Here is a 19431-nt window from a genome sequence, read left to right as displayed (position 1 = left end):
GGTCAGTCCGCCTTGGTGGCGGCCGGGCCGGGGACGGGGGTGTCGGCGAAGGCGGCCACCGTCCGGTCGGCGTACGCGCTGACGTCGCCGGCCTCCATCGGGCCGTCCCAGGTCGTCGGCAGCGGCACCTCGACGGCCGGGTTGACGCGCCGGACGATCTCGTCGAGCACCGTCTCCGCGTCGCCCACCCAGAGGTGCTTGGCGCCCGGCACCCCGACCACCTCGGCCTGCGGCACGGCGGCGAACCGCTCCCGCGCCTCGGTGGGGCGCAGGTAGTCGTCGAACTCGGGCACCAGCGCCACCAGCGGGCGACCCGAGTTGGCCCAGGTGGCCAGGTCCTCGGGGGCGGAGTAGCGCAGCGGCGGGGAGAGCAGGATCGCCCCGGCGATCGTCGGGTCGCAGCCGTACTTCAGTGCCAGGTCGGTGCCGAACGACCAGCCGACGAGCCAGATGTTGGGCAGCTCGGCGAACTCCGCGTACTCGATGGCGGCTGCCACGTCGTACCGCTCGCCCACAGCGCCGTCGAAGGCCCCCTCGCTGGTGCCGCGCACGCTGCTGGTGCCCCGGGTGTTGAACCGCAGCACGGCCAGGTCGGCCAGCGCGGGCAGCCGCCAGGCCGCCTTGCGGAACACGTGGCTGTCCATCATTCCGCCGTGGGTGGGCAGCGGGTGCAGGCAGACCAGGGTGGCCACCGGCGGCCGGTCGGCCGGCAGGGCCAGCTCACCGACCAGCCGCAGACCGTCGGCGGTGTGCAGCTCGATGTCCTCCCGGCGGCCGGGCAGGATCGACGACGCGCGGATCGCTGTGCTCACCGCCCAAGTCTGTCGCGAAGTCGCCGCCGCCGCCCGCCCAGGCACGAACAGGGTGACCCAGGTCGCTCAGGCCGGGAGCGCGGGGCGTCACGTGGGGTCGCTCAGTAGCGCGGGGCGCCCCGGCCGCGCTGCACCGCCGGGCCGCGCCGGTCCCGGGCCCGCCAGCAGCCGCTGTGCCAGTGCCGCCGGTCGGTCAGGTCACCCAGGCCGTCCGCCGGCCAGGCCACCAGGTGCGCCACCCCGGGCCGGATCTCCTGGTTACAGCCGGGGCAGCGGTACGTCTTGACCGACGCCCCCGCGCCGATGCCCCGTACCTGCCAGGCACCGTCGGTCCACTGCTGCACCGAGGCGACGCCCTGCCGGACCCGATCGGCGTCCAGGTTGGCGTTCTCGTCCCGGCGAGGGCGATTGCGACGGGGGCTCACAGTCACCAAGCGTACGTCCGGCGGGTGCGGCCGCCCGGGGCGGTCACCAGGTCGCGGGCCGGTCCAGGTGCTCGGCGACCCGCGCACCGAGCAGCACGGTCGCCGCCTCCGCCTCGTTGAAGGACTGCTCATGGTTGAAGCCGGCGAACAGTTGGGCCCGAGGGATGTCCAGGAGCTCCAGCCGTGCACCGCTGGGGTCGAGGTGTGCGGGCCTGCCGCCGATCGTCCGGTTCGCCGCCGCCTTGTCCATCACGGTGGTCCCCGCATACTGCAACTCGACGGTTACTCCCGCGCCGCGCTCGTCGTCCGTAACCTGCAGCATCACCGCGTACGCCGCCGGGAAGGTGCCGACGACCATCCAACAGCTTCGGAGCTGCGCACCGGCCGGCAGGTCGGTGAGCCGCAGCGGACCGGTGCAGGCGTGCGCCTGGTCGAGCCGCAGCGCCGCGGCCACATCGAACAGGTCCCGCTCGTCGTCGGCGACGACGCTGGCCCGGGCGTACACCCCGGGGGCGGGTTGCCAGTGCCGCAGCCAGACCGTGACGCCGTAGGGACCTTTGGCGTGGGTTACCGACCCGTCGAAGACGCCGTTGGTGACCAGGTCCGGCACCAGCTCCGCTGGCAGGCCCTGCGCGCGCCGGGGCAGTACCTCGGTGGATGCGGACAGCTCCAGGGTGACCGTGTGGCCGTCCACGTCGAGCTGTGCCATCTCCACGCCGCCCTGCGCCGACCAGGAGAGGTACCGAAGCCGGTCCGGGGCGAACCCGAAGTGCAGCACCCGCGGATCAGCGCCGATCAGGTCCGGGCGGGCGGCAGCACCCGGCACGCCGTCGGCCCGGGGCGGCACCACGGCCACCGGGGCATTTGCCGGCAGACCCGGCCCCGGCATCACGACGTCCGGGCCGGAGCCGGGCAGCTGCACCGGACCGATGGCCACGCCCAGGCCGAGTACGGCCACCGCACCGAGCGCGGTGCCGGCGGCGGTGCGCCGACGGCGTACCCGGGCACGGCCTCGGGTCACCGCAGCGGCCAGCAGCCGGTCGGTGTCGACGCCGCCCTCGGCGCGTTCGCGCAGCGTCTGATCGATCCGTTGGTCGAGGTCAGTCACTGTCGGCTCCCGTTGGTGGCCGGGGCACCGCAGCGCTCCCGGAGGTTGGCGAGCGCCCGCATCGCGTGGGTGCGGACGGTGACCGGCGAGCAGTCCAGGATCTGCGCGATTGTCGCGTCGTCCAGGTCTTCGTAGTAGCGCAGCACCAGGACCGCCCGCTGGCGGTCGGGCAGGCCGAGGATCAGCCGCCACATCTCGTCCCGGTCGGCCGCCTCGCCGCCGAGGTCGCCTCGGTGCGCCCGCTCGGCGAAGGTGTCGACCGCCAGCTCGCGGTTGGACCGACGACGCCACCAGGAGATGTTGGCGTTGACAAGCATCCGGCGCACGTACACGTCGGGCCGGTCCGCGCGGGCGATCCTGCGCCACTGGACGTACGCCTGCGACAGCACGTCCTGAGTGAGGTCCTCGGCCCGGTGCTCGTCACCGGTCAGCAGCCGGGCGAGCCGGACCAGCGCCGGACCCCGGCTGCTGACGTACTCCTCGAAGGTCACACTCTGCAGACGCGTTCAACACCCGCAGGCGTTGACCCGTCAGCGGTGCGAGTGGTCGCGGAAGCCGCGGCGGGTCTTGCGGCCCAGGTAGCCGGCGGTGACCAGGTGCTCCAGCAGCGGCGCGGGCGCGAAGCCCGGCTCGCGCAGTTCCAGGTACAGCTCGCGCTGGATGGCCAGGGAGACGTCCAGCCCGACCACGTCGAGCAGCTCGAACGGGCCCATCGGGTAGCCGCAGCCCAACTTCATGGCGTGGTCGATGTCGTCGGCCGTCGAGTAGCTGGCCTCCAGCATCTTCACCGCGTCGTTCAGGTACGGGAAGAGCAGAGCGTTGACGATGAAGCCGGACCGGTCGCCGCACACCACACCGGTCTTGCCGAGCGCGGCGCAGACGGCGCGGGCGGTGGCGGTGGCCTCCGGGGAGGTGCGGATGGTGCGGACGACCTCGACCAGCGGCATGACCGGCGCCGGGTTGAAGAAGTGCAGCCCCACCACGTCGGCCGGGCGCTGGGTGGCCATCGCCACGTCGATCACCGGCAGGGACGAGGTGGTGGTGGCCAGCACCACGCCCGGCTTGCAGATCTCGTCGAGGCTGGCGAAGAGGGCCTTCTTGACGCTCAGCTCCTCGACGACCGCCTCGACCACCAGGTCGACGTCGGCGAGATGGTCGAGCGTGGCGGACCAGCTGATCCGGCCCAGGGCGGCGTCCCGGTCGGCCTCGGCGAGCTTGCCGCGCACCACGCCCTTGTTCAGCGAGGTCTTCACCGCCTCGCAGACCTTCGCGGACTTCTCCATGCCACGGGTCACCGAGACGACCTCGTAGCCGGCCTTCGCGAAGACCTCGATGATCCCGGTGGCCATCGTTCCGGAGCCGACCACGCCGACCTTCGCGATGGCGCGCGCGCCGTCGGCGAGCGCGCCGTCCGTGGCCAGCGGCGTCGCCTCGTCCGGTACGACCACCGGGGAGCCGGGCCGCTCGTAGGTGTAGAAGCCCCGGCCCGACTTCCGGCCGAGCAGCCCCGCCGTCACCATCTGCTTGAGCAGCGGCACCGGGGCGTGCCGGCGGTCCCGCCCGCCGCGCCGGTACATGGTGTCCAGGATCTCGTACGCGGTGTCCAGGCCGATCAGGTCCATCAACGCCAGCGGGCCCATCGGCAGGCCGCAGCCGAGCTTCATGGCGGCGTCGATGTCCTCCCGGGTCGCGTAGTGCGCCTCGAACATGCCGACCGCGTGGTTGAGGTAGCCGAAGAGCAGCGCGTTGGCGATGAAGCCGGCCCGGTCGTTGATGGTGACGTCGACCTTGCCGAGCCGGGCGCAGAGCGCCTCCACGTCGGCGACCACCTCGGGCGCGGTGACGACGGTGCGGACCACCTCGACCAGCTTCATCACCGGGGCCGGGTTGAAGAAGTGGATGCCGATCACCTGGTTGGGTCGGCTGGTGGCGACCGAGATCTCGGTGACGCTCAACGACGAGGTGTTGGTAGCGAGGATCGTCTCCGGTCCGCAGACCCGGTCCAGCTCCGCGAAGATCCGCTGCTTGAGGTCCAGGTGCTCGGGCACCGCCTCGATGACCAGGTCGACGGAGTGCAGCGCGTCCAGCCCGACCGCGAAGTGCACCCGCTCGTGCAGGGCGTCGCGGTCCGCCTCGGCGAGCTTGCCCTTGGCGACCGCCCGGTCGGTGGAGCCTTTCAGGGTGGCCCGGCCGCGCTCCAGCGCCGGCGCGGAGATCTCCACGGCCACCACGTCGATGCCGTTGCGGGCGAAGACCTCGACGATGCCGGCACCCATGGTGCCCAGCCCCACCACACCAACGGTGCTGAACTCGCGCGCCACGACCGGCCTCCCCAGAGACTCCGCACGGCCACTGAACGGCCGCTAAGGTTATGCGCGCGAGTCTGCCACGTGACGGTGAGTTGTCGAGACGCCGTGGCATATTTCACCCACGGCGCAGCAGCGCCGCTACGCGGCCGACAGGCTGGTCAGGGCCAGCAACTCCGCGACGAACTCCGCCGGGCGCTCCAGGTGCGGGCTGTGCCCGCAGCCGGGCAGCACCACCTCGTGGTACGCGCCGCCGGCCGCCGCGTACCGGTCGAGCACCGCCCGAGTCTGGCCGACCATCGGCTGCGGTGGGCAGGCGTCCGCGCCGGGCCAGCCGGGCACGAGATCCAGCGAGCCCAGGTACGCCAGGTCGAAGAGCGAGGTGTCCGAGACGATGACGTCGACGTCTCCGCGTACCCAGGTGACCGGCGGTTTCTCGGCGACGGCCACCAGCTCGTCGGCGAGCCGGAACCAGGTCGGCGCGAGCGCGTTGAGCACCCCGCGCTCCCCCGGCGCGGTACCCGGCCAGTTCTCCGACGGCACCGCCGTGCCCGGGTAGTTGTCGTCCCCGGTCGCGGTGGAGAGCACGGTGTCCAGCAGCAGTTCCTCGTCGGTGCCCAGCGAGGCGGGATCGGCCACATAGGTGGCTCGCAGCACGGCGCGCGGGCTGGCCGGCGCGTCCGGGCTCCGGTCGCCGGCTGCGAGGCGGGCGACGAAGTCCGGGTTCGCCGTGCCGGCGCCGGTGCCGGCGAAGTCGGGGGTGGTCGGCGTGCCGGTCAGGTCGCGGGTGCCGCCGAAGCCGTACGGGGAGACCGGCGCGGCGAGCAGCAACGCCCCCACCCGGTGCGGATGGTCGACCAGCAGGCGCATCGCCACCCCGCCGCCGAGGGAGTGCCCGACCACCACCGGGCGCGCGTCGGCGCCGAAGAGCGTCGGGTCGTCCAGCAGGGCGGCCACGTCGTCGGCGAAGTCCCGCAGCCCTCGGGTGGCGTCCACCGGGGCGGTAGCGGTGTCGCCGTACCCCCGCAGGTCGGGGGCGACCACCCGCAGAGTCGGCGGCAGACGGCGGACCAGCGGCTCCCAGAACAGCGCGGACGAGCAGTTGCCGTGGATCAGCAGCACCGGAGTGCCGTCCGGCGGGCCGGCCACCCGTACCGCCTGGGTGATGCCGTTCGCCGTCACGGTCCGCTGCTCGGTCTCCATCCGCGGCATGCTGCCACGGGTGTCCCCGCCGGTCCAGGTGTCGGACCGCCACCCAACGGAGCTGGCCGGTGTGGCCGGCCGCCAGGAAATCAGCGACGCGACCGCGGTGGCGCGGCCAGCGGCAGCGGCAACGTCGGTCGGACGTCGCGCCGGGACGGGCCGAAGCTCAGCCCCACCGGGTCGGTGAGCGCCACCCCGGGGTCGAACAGGCGCAGTTCGGTACGGCCCAGCCGGATCACGTCGCCGTCGGAGAGTCGTTCCACCTCGGTGATCCGCCGGTCGTTGAGCCAGGTGCCGTTGGTCGAGCCCAGGTCCCGCAGGGACGGGCCCTCCGGCGCCAGCCACACCTCGGCGTGGCGACGGCTCAGGTGTGGGTCGTTGATGACCACCTGACCGGTCGGCGCACGGCCGATCACCTGTATCTCGGCTCGCATGCGAAAGCTCGCTCCGCGCATCGGTCCACCCGCGACCGTCAACAGCGGCATCAGTTCCGGATGTTCCTCCATGGACAGTCAGCCCTCCACCCCACACCGTCACTCCGCGCGTCAGCTTGCCATCAGACGGTAGTCGTCAATACCGACCGGCCGGTCAGCCTCTCGTCACCTCCCGGCCATCTGCCGTTCGACGATTCGGGCGGGCCGCATCCGTCACCAACGCCCTGACCTGCACTGATCAACGATCGGCCGGGTTGGTGCGACGCCGGTCCCCCGGCCCGGAATCGGGGACCCTACCGGTGAGTAATCCTCGGGTCTAGACTTCCGCCATGACGGCAGTGCATATCCCGGGCGTTCCGGTCATCGACGCGGGCCAGTTGGTCTCCACCAGCCCGGCGACCGGCGCTGAGGCCGGTCGCCTCCCGGTCGCCACCGACGCCGACGTGCGGCAGGCCGTCGACAGCGCCCGCGCCGCCGGCGAGTGGTGGGCCGGTCTCGGCTTCACCGGCCGCCGCCAGCGGATGCTGCGCTGGCGTGCCCTGCTCGCCAAGCGCATCGAGCAGTTGGCCGAGTTGGTGCACGTCGAGGGCGGCAAGCCGATCGCGGACGCCATCGTCGAGATCGTCACCGCGATCGAGCACATCGACTGGGCCGCCCGCAACGCCGGCCGCGTGCTCGGTCCACGCCGGGTGCGGTCCCGGCTCATCCTCGCCGAGTTCTCCGGGCACCTCGAATACCAGCCGTACGGGGTGGTCGGCGTGATCGGGCCGTGGAACTATCCGGTCTTCACGCCGATCGGCTCCGCCGCGTACGCCCTCGCGGCCGGAAACGCCGTGGTGCTCAAGCCGAGCGAGTACACGCCCGCCGTCGGCCAGTGGCTGGTGGACAGCTTCGCCGAGGTGGTGCCCGAGCAGCCGGTGTTCACCGCCGTGCACGGGCTGGGCGACGTGGGCGCGGCGCTGTGCCGCTCCGGCGTCAACAAGCTGGCCTTCACCGGCTCCACCGCCACCGCCCGCAAGGTGATGACCGCCTGCGCCGAGACGCTGACCCCGGTGCTCATCGAGGGCGGCGGCAAGGACGCCATGATCGTGGACAGCGACGCCAACCTGGACGCGGCCGCCGAGGCGTGCGTCTGGGGCGGCATGACAAACGCCGGTCAGACCTGCATCGGCATCGAGCGGGTGTACGCGGTCGACGCCGTCTTCGACGCCTTCGTCGACAAGGTGGTGACCCGCGCCGGTCGGCTGACGGTCGGGCCGGAGGGCACCGACATCGGCCCGATCACCATGCCCAAGCAGATCGACGTGATCCGCCGGCACATCGACGCCGCGATCACGTCCGGCGGGCGTGCCGTGCTCGGCGGCCCGAGCGCCGTGCAACCGCCGTACGTCCACCCCACAGTGCTGGTGGACGTCCCGGAGGACTCGGCCGCCGTCCGCGAGGAGACCTTCGGCCCCACGCTGACCATCAGCCGGGTCCGCGACGCCGACGAGGCCGTCGCCCGGGCCAACGCCCTGTCGTACGGCCTCGGGGGTTCGGTCTTCGGCAGGCGGCGCGCGGTGGCCATCGCCCGGCGGCTGCGCTCCGGGATGGCCTCGATCAACTCCACGCTGACCTTCGCCGGCATGTCCACCCTGCCGTTCGGCGGTGTCGGCGACTCCGGCTTCGGGCGGATCCACGGGGAGGACGGCCTGCGTGAGTTCGGTCGGTCCAAGGCGATCACCCGACGTCGTGCCAGGTCACTGCTGCCGTCGATGACCTTCGAACGCACCCCCGCCGACGTGGCACGACTCGTCAAAGCCATCAAGGTCATGTACGGGAGGTAAGTGTCGGATAACCGATCATCAACAAGGATCGTTGTATCCACATGTTTATACGCCGTGGTCACGGCGGTACATTGCGTTAAATGGGCCCCAATCGATTGCGTTACCGCCTTGTCGACAGTGACCAGTCGTGGAGCGCCCGACGGCGTCGGCACCGCTCGGACTGGCTGGCGCGCACCTTCCCCGACATCGGCGACATGCACGTGGTCGACCTCGGCGGTCGGCTCGGCACCTGGCACCGCTCCACCGTGCGACCTGCCCGGGTGACGGTCGTCAACCTGGAGCAGCCGCCCGCCATCGTTCCGGAATGGGCCCACGTCGAGCAGGCCGACGCCTGCGACCTGCCCGCGCATCTCACCAAGGGCAGCTACGACCTGGTCTTCTCGAACTCGGTGCTGGAGCATGTGGGCGGGCACGAACGCCGGATTCGCTTCGCCGCCGCCACCCGCTCACTGGCCGACCGGCACTGGGTGCAGACGCCCTACCGCTACTTCCCCATCGAGCCACACTGGATCGCGCCGGGCATGCAGTTCCTGCCGGTACGACTGCGCACCGCGTTCGCCCGGCGGTGGCCGTTGGGGCACAAGCCGACCCGCAGCCACGACGCCGCGATCCACCAGGTGCTCTGGACCGAGTTGTTGGACCGCTCGCAGATGCGTCACTACTTCCCCGACTCGACAATGCTGGTGGAGCGGGTGTTCGGCCTGCCGAAGTCACTGATCGCGGTGCGCACCGGGTAGGGCGCCGGTCAGAAGAGGGTCAGCTCGTCCTTCACGATGCCGCGCAGCTTGTCGTAGTCAACTACCACACACCGGATGCCCCGGTCGGTGGCGAGGACCCGGGCCTGCGGCTTGATCTCCTGGGCGGCGAAGACTCCGACGACCGGGCTGAGCAGGGGGTCACGGTTCATCAGCTCGAGATAGCGGGTCAACTGCTCCACGCCGTCGATGTCGCCACGCCGCTTGACCTCGACGGCGACCGAGCCCGAGTTGGCATCCCGGCACAGCAGGTCGACCGGGCCGATCGCCGTCATGTACTCGCGGCGGACCAGCGTGAACCCCTCGCCCAGGGCACCGGGGTTGGCGGCCAGCAACTCCTGAAGGTGCGCCTCCACCCCGTCCTTGCGCAGGCCCGGATCCACACCCAACTCGTACGAGGTGTCCTGGAAGATCTCCTCCAGGGTGATCCGCAGCTCCTCGCCAGCCTTGTTGACGACCCGCCACACACCGGGGGCCTCCTCCAGCCGACACGGCGGGCTCATCCAGTTCAACGGCTTGTACGCCCGGTCGTCGGCGTGAATAGACACCGACCCGTCCGCCTTCACCATCAGCAACCGGGTGGCCAGCGGCAGATGAGCCGAGAGCCGTCCGACATAGTCCACCGAGCACTTCGCAATGACCAACCGCACCCGACGAGGGTAGCCGAGCACCCACCGGTCGCCAGCGAGCGGCACTGGCGCGTCGATGCGATGCTGAGACCGTGTTCGAAGTCCTCACCGGCACCGGTCTCGCCGCCTCGGCGGGCCTGAACGCCTACATACCCCTGCTCATCCTCGGCCTGCTCGGCCGTTACACCGACCTGATCGACCTGCCCAGCGGCTGGGCCTGGCTCGGCAACGGCTGGGTCATCGCCATCATGGCCGTGCTGCTCGCCGTGGAGATGGTGGCGGACAAGGTGCCAGTGGTCGACCACATCAACGACGTGGTGCAGACAGTGGTCCGACCCACCGCCGGTGGCCTGGCCTTCGGCGCCGGCTCCTCGTCGGAGACGGTGACTGTCAGCGACCCGGGGAGCTTCTTCTCGTCCCACCAGTGGGTGCCGGTCGTCACCGGCGTACTGCTGGCGCTGGGCGTGCACCTGCTCAAGTCCGCGGCCCGCCCGGTGATCAACGCGACGACCGCCGGGATCGGCGCCCCGGTCGCCAGCACCGCCGAGGACGCCACCAGCGTGGTGGTCTCCCTGGTGGCGATCATCCTGCCGGTGCTGGTGCTCGTCTTCCTGGTCGGCCTGGCGTTCTTCACCTTCTGGTTCGTGCGCCGTCGAACCGATCGACGCCGCGAACGAGAGGCCGCCCGCGCCGCCGGCTTCCGCGTCTGAGGGGCGGGCGGGGCTCGCCATACCGGGGTTTCGGGGGTCGACAAAAGCCTAGGATCGGGGCAAGAGCCTAGAGGAGGTCGGCATGACCGCAGCGTTGGAGATGCCCCGAGTCCAGGAATGTGTGGTCGCCGCGTGCGCGTACAACCAGTCGGGTGACTGCCACGCCTTCGCGATCACCATCGGCAGCGTGGATCACGCCCACTGCCACACCTTCGTCGAGTCGCCAGTCCGGGGCGGCGTGGAGAGCCTGATCGCGCAGGTGGGCGCCTGCCAGCGCGCCGACTGCCGGCACAACGAGCAGCTGGAGTGCCACGCGGCGTCGATCAGGGTCGGCCCGGACAACGACATGGCCGACTGCATGACCTACGCCGGCCGCTGACCACGTCGGCCGACGACCTGCCGGGACAGCGTTCGATCAGGGCAGGTCGTTGGCGCGACGGATGACAGTGACTAGGTCGTCGATGATGCCGGTGAGGGCGAAGTCCTTCGGCGTGAAGACCCGGGCGACCCCGGCCGCCCGCAGGGTGTCCGCGTCACTGGCCGGGATGATGCCGCCCACCACCACCGGCAGGTCCGCCCGGCCGGCGGCGCGCAGCCCGTCGAGCACCGCGGGTACGGCGGCCAGGTGCGATCCGGAGAGCACGGAGAGCCCGACCAGGTCGACGTCCTCCTCCACGGCGGCCGCGACGATCTGCCCCGCGGTCAGCCGGATGCCCTGGTAGACGACCTCGAAGCCGGCGTCGCGGGCGCGTACCGCGATCTGCTCCGCGCCGTTGGAGTGCCCGTCCAGGCCGGGTTTGCCGACCAGCAGCCGCAGCCGACCGCTGCCCAACTCCCGGGCGGTGGCGGCGACCCTTTCGCGGACCGCCACGAGGCCCGGCTCACCGCCGCCGCCGGTGGCGCCGGCCAGGCCGGTCGGCGCCCGGTACTCGCCGAAGACCTGGCGCAGCGCGCCGGCCCACTCGCCGGTGGTCACCCCGGCCCGCACGCACTCCAGGGTGGCCGGCATCAGGTTGGTGGTGGTCGCGGCGTCCGCGCGGAGTCGGGCCAGCGCCGCGTCGACGACGCTCGCGTCCCGGTCGGCCCGCCACCGGCGTACGCCGTCCACGGCGGCCGCCTCGACCGCGGGATCGACCTGTTCGACGGCGCCAGCGCCGGCGGCGGTCAGCGGGGAGGATTCGGTCTCGGTGTACCGGTTGACCCCGACCACCACGTCGGCACCGGACTCCATCCGCCGACGGCGCTCGGCCAGCGACGCGACCAGCGCGCTCTTGAGGTAGCCGGTCTCCACGGCGGCGACGACGCCGCCCAGCTCCAGCACCTTGTCCAGCTCGACCCGCGCCCCGGTGACGACCTCGTCGACCAGCGCGGTCATCACGTGCGAGCCGGCGAAGAGGTCGGGATATTCGAGCAGATCCGACTCGTACGCCAGGACCTGCTGCATCCGCAGCGACCACTGCTGGTCCCACGGGCGGGGCAGGCCGAGCGCCTCGTTCCAGGCGGGCAGTTGGACCGCGCGGGCCCGGGCGTCGCGGGACATCGTCACGCCGAGCATCTCCAGCACGATGCGCTGGATGTTGTTCTCCGGCTGCGCCTCGGTGAGGCCGAGCGAGTTGACCTGCACGCCGTAGCGGAACCGCCGTTGTCTGGCGTCGGTGACCCCGTACCGGTCCCGGGTGATCTCGTCCCAGAGCACGCCGAACGCGCGCATCTTGGCGATCTCCTCGACGAAGCGCACGCCGGCGTTGACGAAGAACGAGATCCGCTGGACCACGTCGCCCATCCGCTCGGCCGGCACCTGGCCGGAGTCACGGACCGCGTCGAGCACGGCGACCGCGGTGGCCAACGCGAAGCCGACCTCCTGCACGGGCGTGGCGCCGGCCTCCTGGAGGTGGTACGAGCAGATGTTGACCGGGTTCCACCGGGGCATCTCGCGCAGCGTGTACGCCACCACGTCGGCGGTGAGCCGCAGTGAAGCCGCCGGCGGAAAGATGTAGGTGCCCCGGGACAGGTACTCCTTGATGATGTCGTTCTGGGTGGTGCCGGCGCAGCGGGCCAGGTCGGCGCCCTGCTCCAGCCCGACGGTGCCGTACAGGGCGAGCAGCCACATCGCCGGGGCGTTGATGGTCATCGAGGTGTTCGTGTCGGCGAGCGGGAGATCGTCGAAGAGCGCCCGCATGTCGCCGAGGTGGGCCACCGGCACGCCGACCCGTCCGACCTCGCCGGCGGCGAGTTCGTGGTCCGGGTCGTACCCGGTCTGGGTGGGCAGGTCGAAGGCGACCGACAGGCCGGTCTGCCCCTTCGCCAGGTTGCGGCGGAAGAGGGCGTTGGTCGCCGCGGCCGACGAGTGGCCGGCGTAGGTACGCATCACCCACGGGCGGTCCCGCTCGGGCAGTCGCCCCGGGAATGCCGTCTCATCCATGGCCGGAGTCTAAGTTACCGTTCAGTAAAAGGAGCTGTGGAAAACCACACAGGTCCATGTCGGGGACGTCCCGGTGACAAGCGCCCGCAGTGGCGCGGACCGCCACACCCCGGGCACCACCCGGCCCAGGCCAGGACGCACACTGGACGGCATGGATGACGAGCTGGCCATCTCCGTCCGAGGGCTGCGCAAGGCGTACGGCGACAACGTGGCGGTGGCGGGCGTGGATCTGGACGTCCACCGCGGCGAGGTGTTCGCGTTGCTCGGCCCGAACGGCGCCGGCAAGACCACCACCGTGGAGATCCTGGAGGGCTACCGCCGCCGGGACGCCGGCGAGGTCACCGTCCTCGGCGTCGACCCGGCCCAACCGGATGCCGACTGGCGTACCCGGGTCGGCATCGTGCTCCAGGGCACCGGCGAGTTCGACGAGCTGACCGTCGGCGAGGTGATCCGGCACTTCTCCGGCTTCTACCCCGACGCGGACGACCCGGACAAGGTGATCGACCGGGTCGGGCTGGCCGACAAGACAAAGGCCCGGACGCACACCCTCTCCGGTGGGCAGAAGCGCCGCCTGGACGTGGCCCTGGGCATCATCGGCCGCCCCGAGCTGCTCTTCCTCGACGAGCCGACCACCGGTTTCGACCCGGAGGCCCGCCGCGAGTTCTGGGAGCTGATCCGCGACCTTGCCGCGGCCGGCACCACAATCGTGCTGACAACCCACTACCTGGACGAGGCCGAGGCCCTCGCCGACCGGGTCGGCGTGATCGCCGGCGGCCGGCTGGTCGAGGTCGCCGCTCCCAACCGGCTGGGCAATCGGCAGGAGGCCCTCGCGACGGTCTCCTGGCGTACCCCGGAAGGGACGCTGGAGCTTGCGCAAACCGCGACGCCGACAGCCTTCGTGGCCGACCTCGCCGCGCGCTACGGCGGCGAGGTCCCCGGGCTCACGGTAACCCGGCCGACCCTGGAGGACGTCTACCTCACCATGATCGGACACGCGCGATGACGACCACGACGAAGCCGGCGACGCCGGTCACCGCTACCCGCGGCCGACGGCCGGGTGCCGGCGCGCTCGCCCTGCGCCAGGGCCGACTGGAGATCACCCAGTTCCTGCGCAGCCGGGAGTCGGTGGTCTTCACGATGGGCTTCCCCATCATCATGATCCTGATCTTCGCGTCGATCTTCGACGGCACGATCGGCGGCGGGGTCAAGTTCACCCAGTACTTCATCACCGGCATGATCGCGACCGGCCTGATGACTGTGAGCTTCCAGAACCTCGGCATCTGGATCCCGATCGAACGGGACCGGGGCGTGCTCAAGCGCTACCGGGGCACGCCGATGCCGAAGTGGGTCTGGTTCGCCGGCAAAGTGATCATGGTCGTGGCGATCGGCATCGCCGAGACGGTCCTGCTGCTGGCCGTCGCGGTGGCGCTGTTCGACCTCGACCTGCCGGGCACCGCCGCGAAGTGGTTCACCTTCGGCTGGGTCGCCGTGCTCGGGGTGACAGCGTGCACCCTGTGCGGCATCGCGATCTCGTCGCTGGCCCGCACCGCCCGCAGCGGCTCGGCGGTGGTCACCCCGGTGGCCCTGGTGCTCCAGTTCATCTCCGGGGTGTTCTTCGTCTTCACCGACCTGCCCACCTGGATGCAGCAGGTGGCCGCGCTGTTCCCGCTCAAGTGGATGTGCCAGGGGCTGCGGTCGGTGTTCCTGCCGGAGAGCTTCGGCGCCCAGGAGCCGGGCGGCTCGTTCGAGCTGGGCCGGGTGGCGGTGGTGCTGGTCCTGTGGTGCGTGATCGGTGTGGTGCTCTGCCTGACCACCTTCCGCTGGACCACCAAGCGCGACGGCTGACCCCTTTTCCGGGGCCCCCGATCCGCCCCGGGGCTGCCAGACTCTGACCATGGCCGCTCGACCGACCCGGCGCGGGCTCCTGCTCGCGGGGGCAGGGGCAACGGCGCTGGCGGTCGGGGTTGGCTGGACGGCCCGCGACCTGATCCGGCCGTCACCGACACGACCTGTCCCCCCGGATGCGCCGGCCGGCGACGAACGACTGGTCAGCCACCCGTCCGCCGCACGTGGCCGCTCGGTCGACTTCTACACGGCCGTCCCGGACGGGCACGGCGACGGTCAGGGTTTGCCGGTCTGCCTGGTGCTGCACGGTGCGTCCACCACCGCACGGGACTTTCCCGGGCTCGGCCTGGGGCGCTTCCTGACCGACGCGGTACGTCGGGGCGCGCCGCCGTTCGTGCTCGCCGGAGCGACCGGCGACCGCCTCTCCTGGCGCCCCGCCGGCCGGGACGATCCGCAGCGGATGGTCCGTGAGGAGTTGCCGGCCTGGTGCGCCGAGCGGGGCTTCGACGCCAACCGGCTGGCGGCCTGGGGCTGGTCCATGGGGGGCTTCGGCTCGCTGTTGCTCGCCGCCACCTGGCCGGGGCTGCTGCGGGCGGTGGCGGCCTTCTCCCCCGCCGTGGCGCCCGGTGATGCCGTCTTCGCCGGTGTCGACCGGCTGCACGGCACTCCGCTGGGCCTCTGGTGCGGTCGCCAGGACGACCTCCTCGCCGACGTGCAGGCGCTGGAGCGGGCCCTTCCCGAGCCCGCCGCCCGAGCCGAGTACGCCGACGGCCGGCACGACTTCCGATACTGGGGCTCGGTCATACCCGGCGCTCTCGACTTCGTCGCGGCGGCGCTGGCCGCGCCGCCCGGCCCGACCTGAGCTGACCGCGGGGGCCGCGAACGGACCCCCGCGGCTGCCGGTCTCAGTAGGTGTAAAAGCCCTTGCCGGTCTTGCGGCCCAGATCGCCGGCGGTGACCATCCGCTGGAGCAGCTCCGGCGGGAAGAACTTCTCGTCGGCGGTGTCGGTGTAGATGTTCTTCGAGGCGTGCAGCAGCACGTCCACGCCGGTCAGGTCGGTGGTGGCGAGCGGGCCCATCGCGTGCCCGAAGCCCAGCCGGCAGGCGGTATCCAGGTCCTCCGCGGACACCACCCCGGACTCGACCAGCTTGACCGCCTCCATCACCAGGGCGGAGATCAGTCGCGTGGTGACGAAGCCGGCGATGTCCCGGTTGACAACGACGACCGTCTTGCCGATCTCCTCGGCGAAGGCCCGCGCGATGTCCAGCGTGGCGTCGCTGGTCTTGTAACCGCGCACCAGCTCGCAGAGCTGCATCATCGGCACGGGGGAGAAGAAGTGGGTGCCGACGACCGCCTCGGGCCGCTCGGTCACCGCGGCGATCTGGGTGACCGGGATGGCCGAGGTGTTGGTGGCGAGCACCGCGTCGGCCTTGCAGATCTTGTCCAGGGCGCGGAACACCTCGTGCTTGATCTCCAGCCGCTCGAAGACCGCCTCGACCACGATGTCCGCGTCCGCCGCCGCCTCCAGGTCGGTGGTCGGGGTGATCCGAGCCAGCGTCGCCTCGACCTCGGACGCCTCGATCTTGCCCTTCTCGGCGAACTTCTCCAGTGACTTCCGAATACCGCCGAGACCCCGGGTGGTGGCCGCGTCGTCCAGGTCGCGCAGCGTCACCTGCCAGCCCGCCTGCGCCGCCACCTGGGCGATGCCGGAGCCCATCAGCCCGGCCCCGACGACCGCGAGTCGACCCGCCATCTGCTTCTCCCTCGCTGCGATTGAGTGCCTGCCTGCACCCTAGTCGGCGAGCCTGAACGATGGCTAAGTGGCGGTCGGGGCCCGGGTCGTGGGGCCTCAGATCTCCAGTGCCGGCTCCTCCGGGGTGGTGCCCCGCTCGACCGCCACCCCGAGCGCACGCAGGTCCGCCACGAAGTCCGGGTAGCCCCGGTCGACGTGGTGCACGTGGGAGACCTCGGTGACCCCCTCCGCGCAGAGCCCGGCGATGATCAACCCTGCTCCGGCCCGGATGTCGGTCGCCCGCACCGGGGCACCGGAGAGCCGACCCCGGCCCCGGACCACAGCGTGATGCCCGTCGGTCTTGATGTCCGCGCCGAGCCGCATCATCTCGTTGGCGAACATGAACCGGCCGTCGAAGATGTTCTCGGTGATCAGGGAGGCGCCGTCGCTGACGGCCGCCAGCCCGATCGCCATCGGCAGCAGGTCGGTGGCGAAGCCGGGGTACGGCAGCGTCACCACGTCCACCGCCCGGGGCCGCTCGTCCATCCGTACGCGGAAGCCGTCCCCCCGGGTCTCCACCAGCCCCCCGGCGGCCACCACCTTGTCCAGGGCGATCTCCAGGAAGGCCGGGTCCAGCCCGGTCACCGTCACGTCGCCCCGGGTCATCGCCGCGCCGAACGCCCAGGTGCCGGCGACGATCCGGTCCCCCACCGTGGCGTGGCGCACCGGCCGAAGACCGGGCACACCGGTGATCCGCAACGTCGACGTGCCAGCGCCGACGATGCGCGCGCCCATCTGGTTGAGCATCGTGCAGATGTCGACGATCTCCGGCTCCCGGGCCGCGTTGTCGATCATCGTGGTGCCCTGGGCCAGCACCGCCGCCATCACCAGGTTCTCGGTCGCGCCGACGCTGGGGAAATCCAGCACGATGTCCGCGCCACGCAGCCCGTGCGGGGCGGACGCGATGACGAACCCGTGCTCACCGGAGATCTCCGCGCCCATCCGGGTCAGCCCGGAGATGTGCATGTCCAACCCTCGCGACCCGATCGCGTCGCCGCCGGGATGGGCCACCCGCACGTACCCCCGACGGGCCAGCAACGGACCGAGCACGCAGATCGACGCGCGCAACCGTCGAACCAGGTCGTAGTCGGCCTCCGCGCCCGGCTGCTCGGGTACGTCGATCGTCACGGACCGGGACCGCGCCACGCCGCCACGGACGACCATCGGGTCGACCGGATCGTCCGCCTCGAACTGGACGTCGCAGCCCAGCCGGCGCAGCACCTCCCCCATGATCGCGATGTCGGTGATCCGGGGGACGTTGGTGATCACACTGCGGCCCGGCGCGAGCAGCGCGGCGGCCATCAGCTTCAACGCCGAGTTCTTGGCACCGACCACGTGCACGGTGCCGGCCAGCCGGGCGTCACCGCGTACCCGGATGACGTCGACATCGTTGACCGCCGGATCGCCGGCGTCGCCGGGGCCCACCACCACCGGCCAGCCGGCGGTACTGTCCGGCCGGGCCGGGATCGTCAGGTCGGGAATCCGTAGGCTGTGCGTCATGGCCGTCCACCTCACGCGCATCTACACCAAGGCCGGCGACGCCGGCATGACCAGGCTGAGCAACAACGAGCAGGTGCCGAAGACCGATCCACGGATCGCCGCGTACGCGGATGTCGACGAGTGCAACGCGGCGATCGGCGTCGCACTCGCGCTGGGAAACCTCGACGAGGAGCTTCGCGGCGTGCTGGGCTCAGTGCAGAACGACCTGTTCGACGTCGGCGCCGACCTGTCCACCCCGGTCGAGCCGGAGCCGAAGTACCCGCCGCTGCGCGTGACCGAGGAGTACGTCGAGCGCCTGGAGGGCTGGTGCGACGAGTACAACGCACGCCTGAGCAAGCTCGACTCCTTCATCCTCCCCGGCGGCACCGCAGGTGCGGCGCTGCTGCACGTGGCACGGACCGTCGCCCGGCGTGCCGAACGGGCAGCGTGGGCGCTGGTCAGCCACGATCCGGAACGAACCAGCACGCTCCCGGCAAAGTATCTCAACCGGCTCTCCGATCTGCTCTTTATCCTGTCAAGAACGGCAAATCCGGCAGGAGACGTGCTATGGGTGCCGGGCGGCAAGCGCTGAACGTCGGCGCTCCGCACCACGTCGAGGTGTGGGTTCCCACAATGCCCGCCACCACGCGTAGCCAAGGCTGACTCCTCGCCAAGCCATGCCGACCAGCCCCTGACCCGCCCGGCTCGCTGAGGAGGCGGGACTCAGCCGCATCGGTAACGGCAGGTGATGGGAACCGCGCCGGACCGACGCGCAGTGGCAACGACGGGTTTCCGGGGGAGCCCGCCCGGCGCAGGAATCAAGCCCTGACCGCCCGGAGCCGGGCGGGCTCCCCCAGAAACCCAGAAGAGCAAACAAAGGCGAGCAGATCAGGCAGCCGGCCAGTCCTGGGAGGCCATACGCGGCGAGACCGCCCCCGGAGGGGCGGCCTCGAGCCAGGAGAGAAAACCGGTGACTGTCGATCGCGCCATGGCGATCTCCACCGGTGCGTGGTGACTGGTACAGCGGAGGATCACCCAGTCGGCCGGCATGGAGAACCGTTCCTGACCTTCGGGCAACCGGCGGCGCTCCACGGCCAGCCCCTTGCGGGAGAGCACCCGCTTGGGCCGGATCGCGAAGCTGAACATCCGGTACCACCGCAGCTCGTCACCGGCGAACCGGCCGAAGCCGGGTGACCAGCCGCGGCCGTCGAGCATGGTGGAGACCCGGACGCTGAGCCGGATGATGCCACCGCTGCGGGTGACGAGAGCTCGCCGGACGAAGAGGATCAGAAGCGCGCCGAGGATGACGACAACGCCGATTCCGAATCCTTCGACGATCTCCATCCCCGGTGTGGCTCAGCGGCTCTGCGCGGAGACCGGGGTTGCGCTCTCGGCCAGCACGGTGACACCGTCGGCGCTCACCGAGAGGAAGCCGCCGGCCACCTCGTAGGCGACCTGCTCGCCGCCGGCGAGCTTGATGCGTACCTGGCCGGGCTCGGCGAGCTGGCCGAGCAGCGGCGCGTGCCCCGGCAGGACACCGAGCTCGCCTTCGGTCGTCCGGGCGACGACCATCTCGGCGTCACCGGACCAGACCTTCTCCTCGACGGCGACGAGCTCGACGTGAAGCTGCTGTGCCACGCTGTCTCCTTGCTGCGGCTACGGATTGCCGAAAGTCTAGCCTGAC

The 19431-nt window shown here is 71.4% G+C and carries 21 protein-coding genes; 8 read left to right on the top strand and 13 right to left on the bottom strand.

What is annotated here, in order from left to right; translation table 11 throughout:
* Nucleotides 1–2: 2 nt before the first annotated feature.
* From ACLJOK_RS31245 to ACLJOK_RS31215, 7 genes are all read right to left on the bottom strand, one after another.
* Nucleotides 3–812 carry an alpha/beta hydrolase gene (locus ACLJOK_RS31245; protein WP_238677295.1) on the bottom strand — a complete coding sequence of 270 codons (810 nt, stop codon included), beginning with the start codon at nt 810–812 and terminating at the stop codon, nt 3–5.
* A 101-nt stretch (nt 813–913) separates the two neighbouring features.
* Complete coding sequence (locus tag ACLJOK_RS31240) at nt 914–1237, bottom strand: hypothetical protein (protein WP_355501185.1); 324 nt, start codon at nt 1235–1237, stop codon at nt 914–916.
* Between the two features lie 43 nt (nt 1238–1280).
* Entirely contained in the window at nt 1281–2345 is a 1065-nt protein-coding gene (locus ACLJOK_RS31235) for a hypothetical protein (RefSeq protein WP_410822074.1), read from the bottom strand.
* Nucleotides 2342–2836 (bottom strand): SigE family RNA polymerase sigma factor, encoded by a 495-nt coding sequence (locus ACLJOK_RS31230; RefSeq protein ID WP_410822073.1) that lies wholly within the window; start codon nt 2834–2836, stop codon nt 2342–2344. Before ACLJOK_RS31230 ends, ACLJOK_RS31235 begins: the two co-directional genes overlap by 4 nt.
* Nucleotides 2837–2875: 39 nt before the next feature.
* Nucleotides 2876–4666, bottom strand: a complete 1791-nt coding sequence (locus ACLJOK_RS31225; RefSeq protein WP_410822072.1) for a 3-hydroxyacyl-CoA dehydrogenase family protein — start codon at nt 4664–4666, stop codon at nt 2876–2878.
* Between the two features lie 126 nt (nt 4667–4792).
* Nucleotides 4793–5863, bottom strand: a complete 1071-nt coding sequence (locus tag ACLJOK_RS31220) for an alpha/beta fold hydrolase (protein ID WP_410822071.1) — start codon at nt 5861–5863, stop codon at nt 4793–4795.
* Nucleotides 5864–5943: 80 nt separating this feature from the next.
* A complete protein-coding gene (locus ACLJOK_RS31215; RefSeq protein ID WP_410822070.1) occupies nt 5944–6309 on the bottom strand; it encodes an FHA domain-containing protein in 366 nt (121 codons plus the stop codon).
* 308 nt (nt 6310–6617) lie between these two features.
* On the opposite strand from ACLJOK_RS31215, the gene ACLJOK_RS31210 reads away from it, so the two are divergent.
* Together ACLJOK_RS31210 and ACLJOK_RS31205 are read left to right on the top strand one after the other, a co-directional pair.
* Entirely contained in the window at nt 6618–8114 is a 1497-nt protein-coding gene (locus tag ACLJOK_RS31210; protein WP_410822069.1) for an aldehyde dehydrogenase family protein, read from the top strand.
* A gap of 80 nt (nt 8115–8194) precedes the next feature.
* Nucleotides 8195–8851, top strand: coding sequence for a methyltransferase domain-containing protein (locus ACLJOK_RS31205; RefSeq protein ID WP_410822068.1), 657 nt, complete (start codon nt 8195–8197; stop codon nt 8849–8851).
* Between the two features lie 8 nt (nt 8852–8859).
* Here the strand turns inward: ACLJOK_RS31205 and nucS are convergent, their stop codons facing one another.
* Entirely contained in the window at nt 8860–9519 is a 660-nt protein-coding gene (nucS, locus tag ACLJOK_RS31200) for an endonuclease NucS (RefSeq protein ID WP_112584054.1), read from the bottom strand.
* A 71-nt stretch (nt 9520–9590) separates the two neighbouring features.
* Here nucS and ACLJOK_RS31195 point away from each other — a divergent pair, with 71 nt between their 5' ends.
* On the top strand, nt 9591–10208 hold the full coding sequence (locus tag ACLJOK_RS31195; RefSeq protein ID WP_410822067.1) for a DUF4126 domain-containing protein: 618 nt from the start codon (nt 9591–9593) through the stop codon (nt 10206–10208).
* Between the two features lie 82 nt (nt 10209–10290).
* Nucleotides 10291–10587 carry a DUF1540 domain-containing protein gene (locus tag ACLJOK_RS31190; protein WP_410822066.1) on the top strand — a complete coding sequence of 99 codons (297 nt, stop codon included), beginning with the start codon at nt 10291–10293 and terminating at the stop codon, nt 10585–10587.
* A 36-nt stretch (nt 10588–10623) separates the two neighbouring features.
* On the opposite strand, the gene ACLJOK_RS31185 is transcribed toward ACLJOK_RS31190, so the two are convergent.
* Nucleotides 10624–12630: a protein meaA gene (locus ACLJOK_RS31185; protein ID WP_410822065.1), complete on the bottom strand. Its 2007-nt coding sequence runs from the start codon at nt 12628–12630 to the stop codon at nt 10624–10626.
* A 151-nt stretch (nt 12631–12781) separates the two neighbouring features.
* Between ACLJOK_RS31185 and ACLJOK_RS31180 the strand changes: the two genes are divergently transcribed.
* From ACLJOK_RS31180 to ACLJOK_RS31170, 3 genes are read left to right on the top strand one after another with little or no spacing between them, the layout of a single operon-like run.
* The gene (locus ACLJOK_RS31180) at nt 12782–13633 is read left to right on the top strand and encodes an ABC transporter ATP-binding protein (RefSeq protein ID WP_410822064.1); all 852 of its coding nucleotides are present in this window, start codon (nt 12782–12784) and stop codon (nt 13631–13633) included.
* Nucleotides 13630–14475 carry an ABC transporter permease gene (locus ACLJOK_RS31175; RefSeq protein ID WP_410822063.1) on the top strand — a complete coding sequence of 282 codons (846 nt, stop codon included), beginning with the start codon at nt 13630–13632 and terminating at the stop codon, nt 14473–14475. Before ACLJOK_RS31180 ends, ACLJOK_RS31175 begins: the two co-directional genes overlap by 4 nt.
* A gap of 49 nt (nt 14476–14524) precedes the next feature.
* Nucleotides 14525–15337: an alpha/beta hydrolase gene (locus ACLJOK_RS31170; protein WP_410822062.1), complete on the top strand. Its 813-nt coding sequence runs from the start codon at nt 14525–14527 to the stop codon at nt 15335–15337.
* 43 nt (nt 15338–15380) lie between these two features.
* Here the strand turns inward: ACLJOK_RS31170 and ACLJOK_RS31165 are convergent, their stop codons facing one another.
* Together ACLJOK_RS31165 and murA are read right to left on the bottom strand one after the other, a co-directional pair.
* Nucleotides 15381–16229, bottom strand: coding sequence for a 3-hydroxyacyl-CoA dehydrogenase family protein (locus ACLJOK_RS31165; RefSeq protein ID WP_410822061.1), 849 nt, complete (start codon nt 16227–16229; stop codon nt 15381–15383).
* A 96-nt stretch (nt 16230–16325) separates the two neighbouring features.
* A complete protein-coding gene (murA, locus tag ACLJOK_RS31160) occupies nt 16326–17768 on the bottom strand; it encodes a UDP-N-acetylglucosamine 1-carboxyvinyltransferase (protein ID WP_410822060.1) in 1443 nt (480 codons plus the stop codon).
* Between murA and ACLJOK_RS31155 the strand changes: the two genes are divergently transcribed.
* Nucleotides 17767–18339, top strand: a complete 573-nt coding sequence (locus tag ACLJOK_RS31155; RefSeq protein ID WP_091405871.1) for a cob(I)yrinic acid a,c-diamide adenosyltransferase — start codon at nt 17767–17769, stop codon at nt 18337–18339. The genes murA and ACLJOK_RS31155 overlap by 2 nt on opposite strands.
* A gap of 296 nt (nt 18340–18635) precedes the next feature.
* Here the strand turns inward: ACLJOK_RS31155 and ACLJOK_RS31150 are convergent, their stop codons facing one another.
* Together ACLJOK_RS31150 and ACLJOK_RS31145 are read right to left on the bottom strand one after the other, a co-directional pair.
* Entirely contained in the window at nt 18636–19091 is a 456-nt protein-coding gene (locus ACLJOK_RS31150; protein WP_124857610.1) for a DUF2550 domain-containing protein, read from the bottom strand.
* 12 nt (nt 19092–19103) lie between these two features.
* A complete protein-coding gene (locus tag ACLJOK_RS31145; RefSeq protein ID WP_030333186.1) occupies nt 19104–19385 on the bottom strand; it encodes a F0F1 ATP synthase subunit epsilon in 282 nt (93 codons plus the stop codon).
* Nucleotides 19386–19431: the final 46 nt, after the last annotated feature.

The organism is Micromonospora sp. 050-3 (assembly GCF_046549335.1).
GTDB classification, from domain to species: Bacteria; Actinomycetota; Actinomycetes; order Mycobacteriales; family Micromonosporaceae; genus Micromonospora; species Micromonospora trifolii.
The sequence above is the reverse complement of the archived record's forward strand: the minus strand, read 5'-3'. Positions and strand labels throughout refer to the sequence as shown.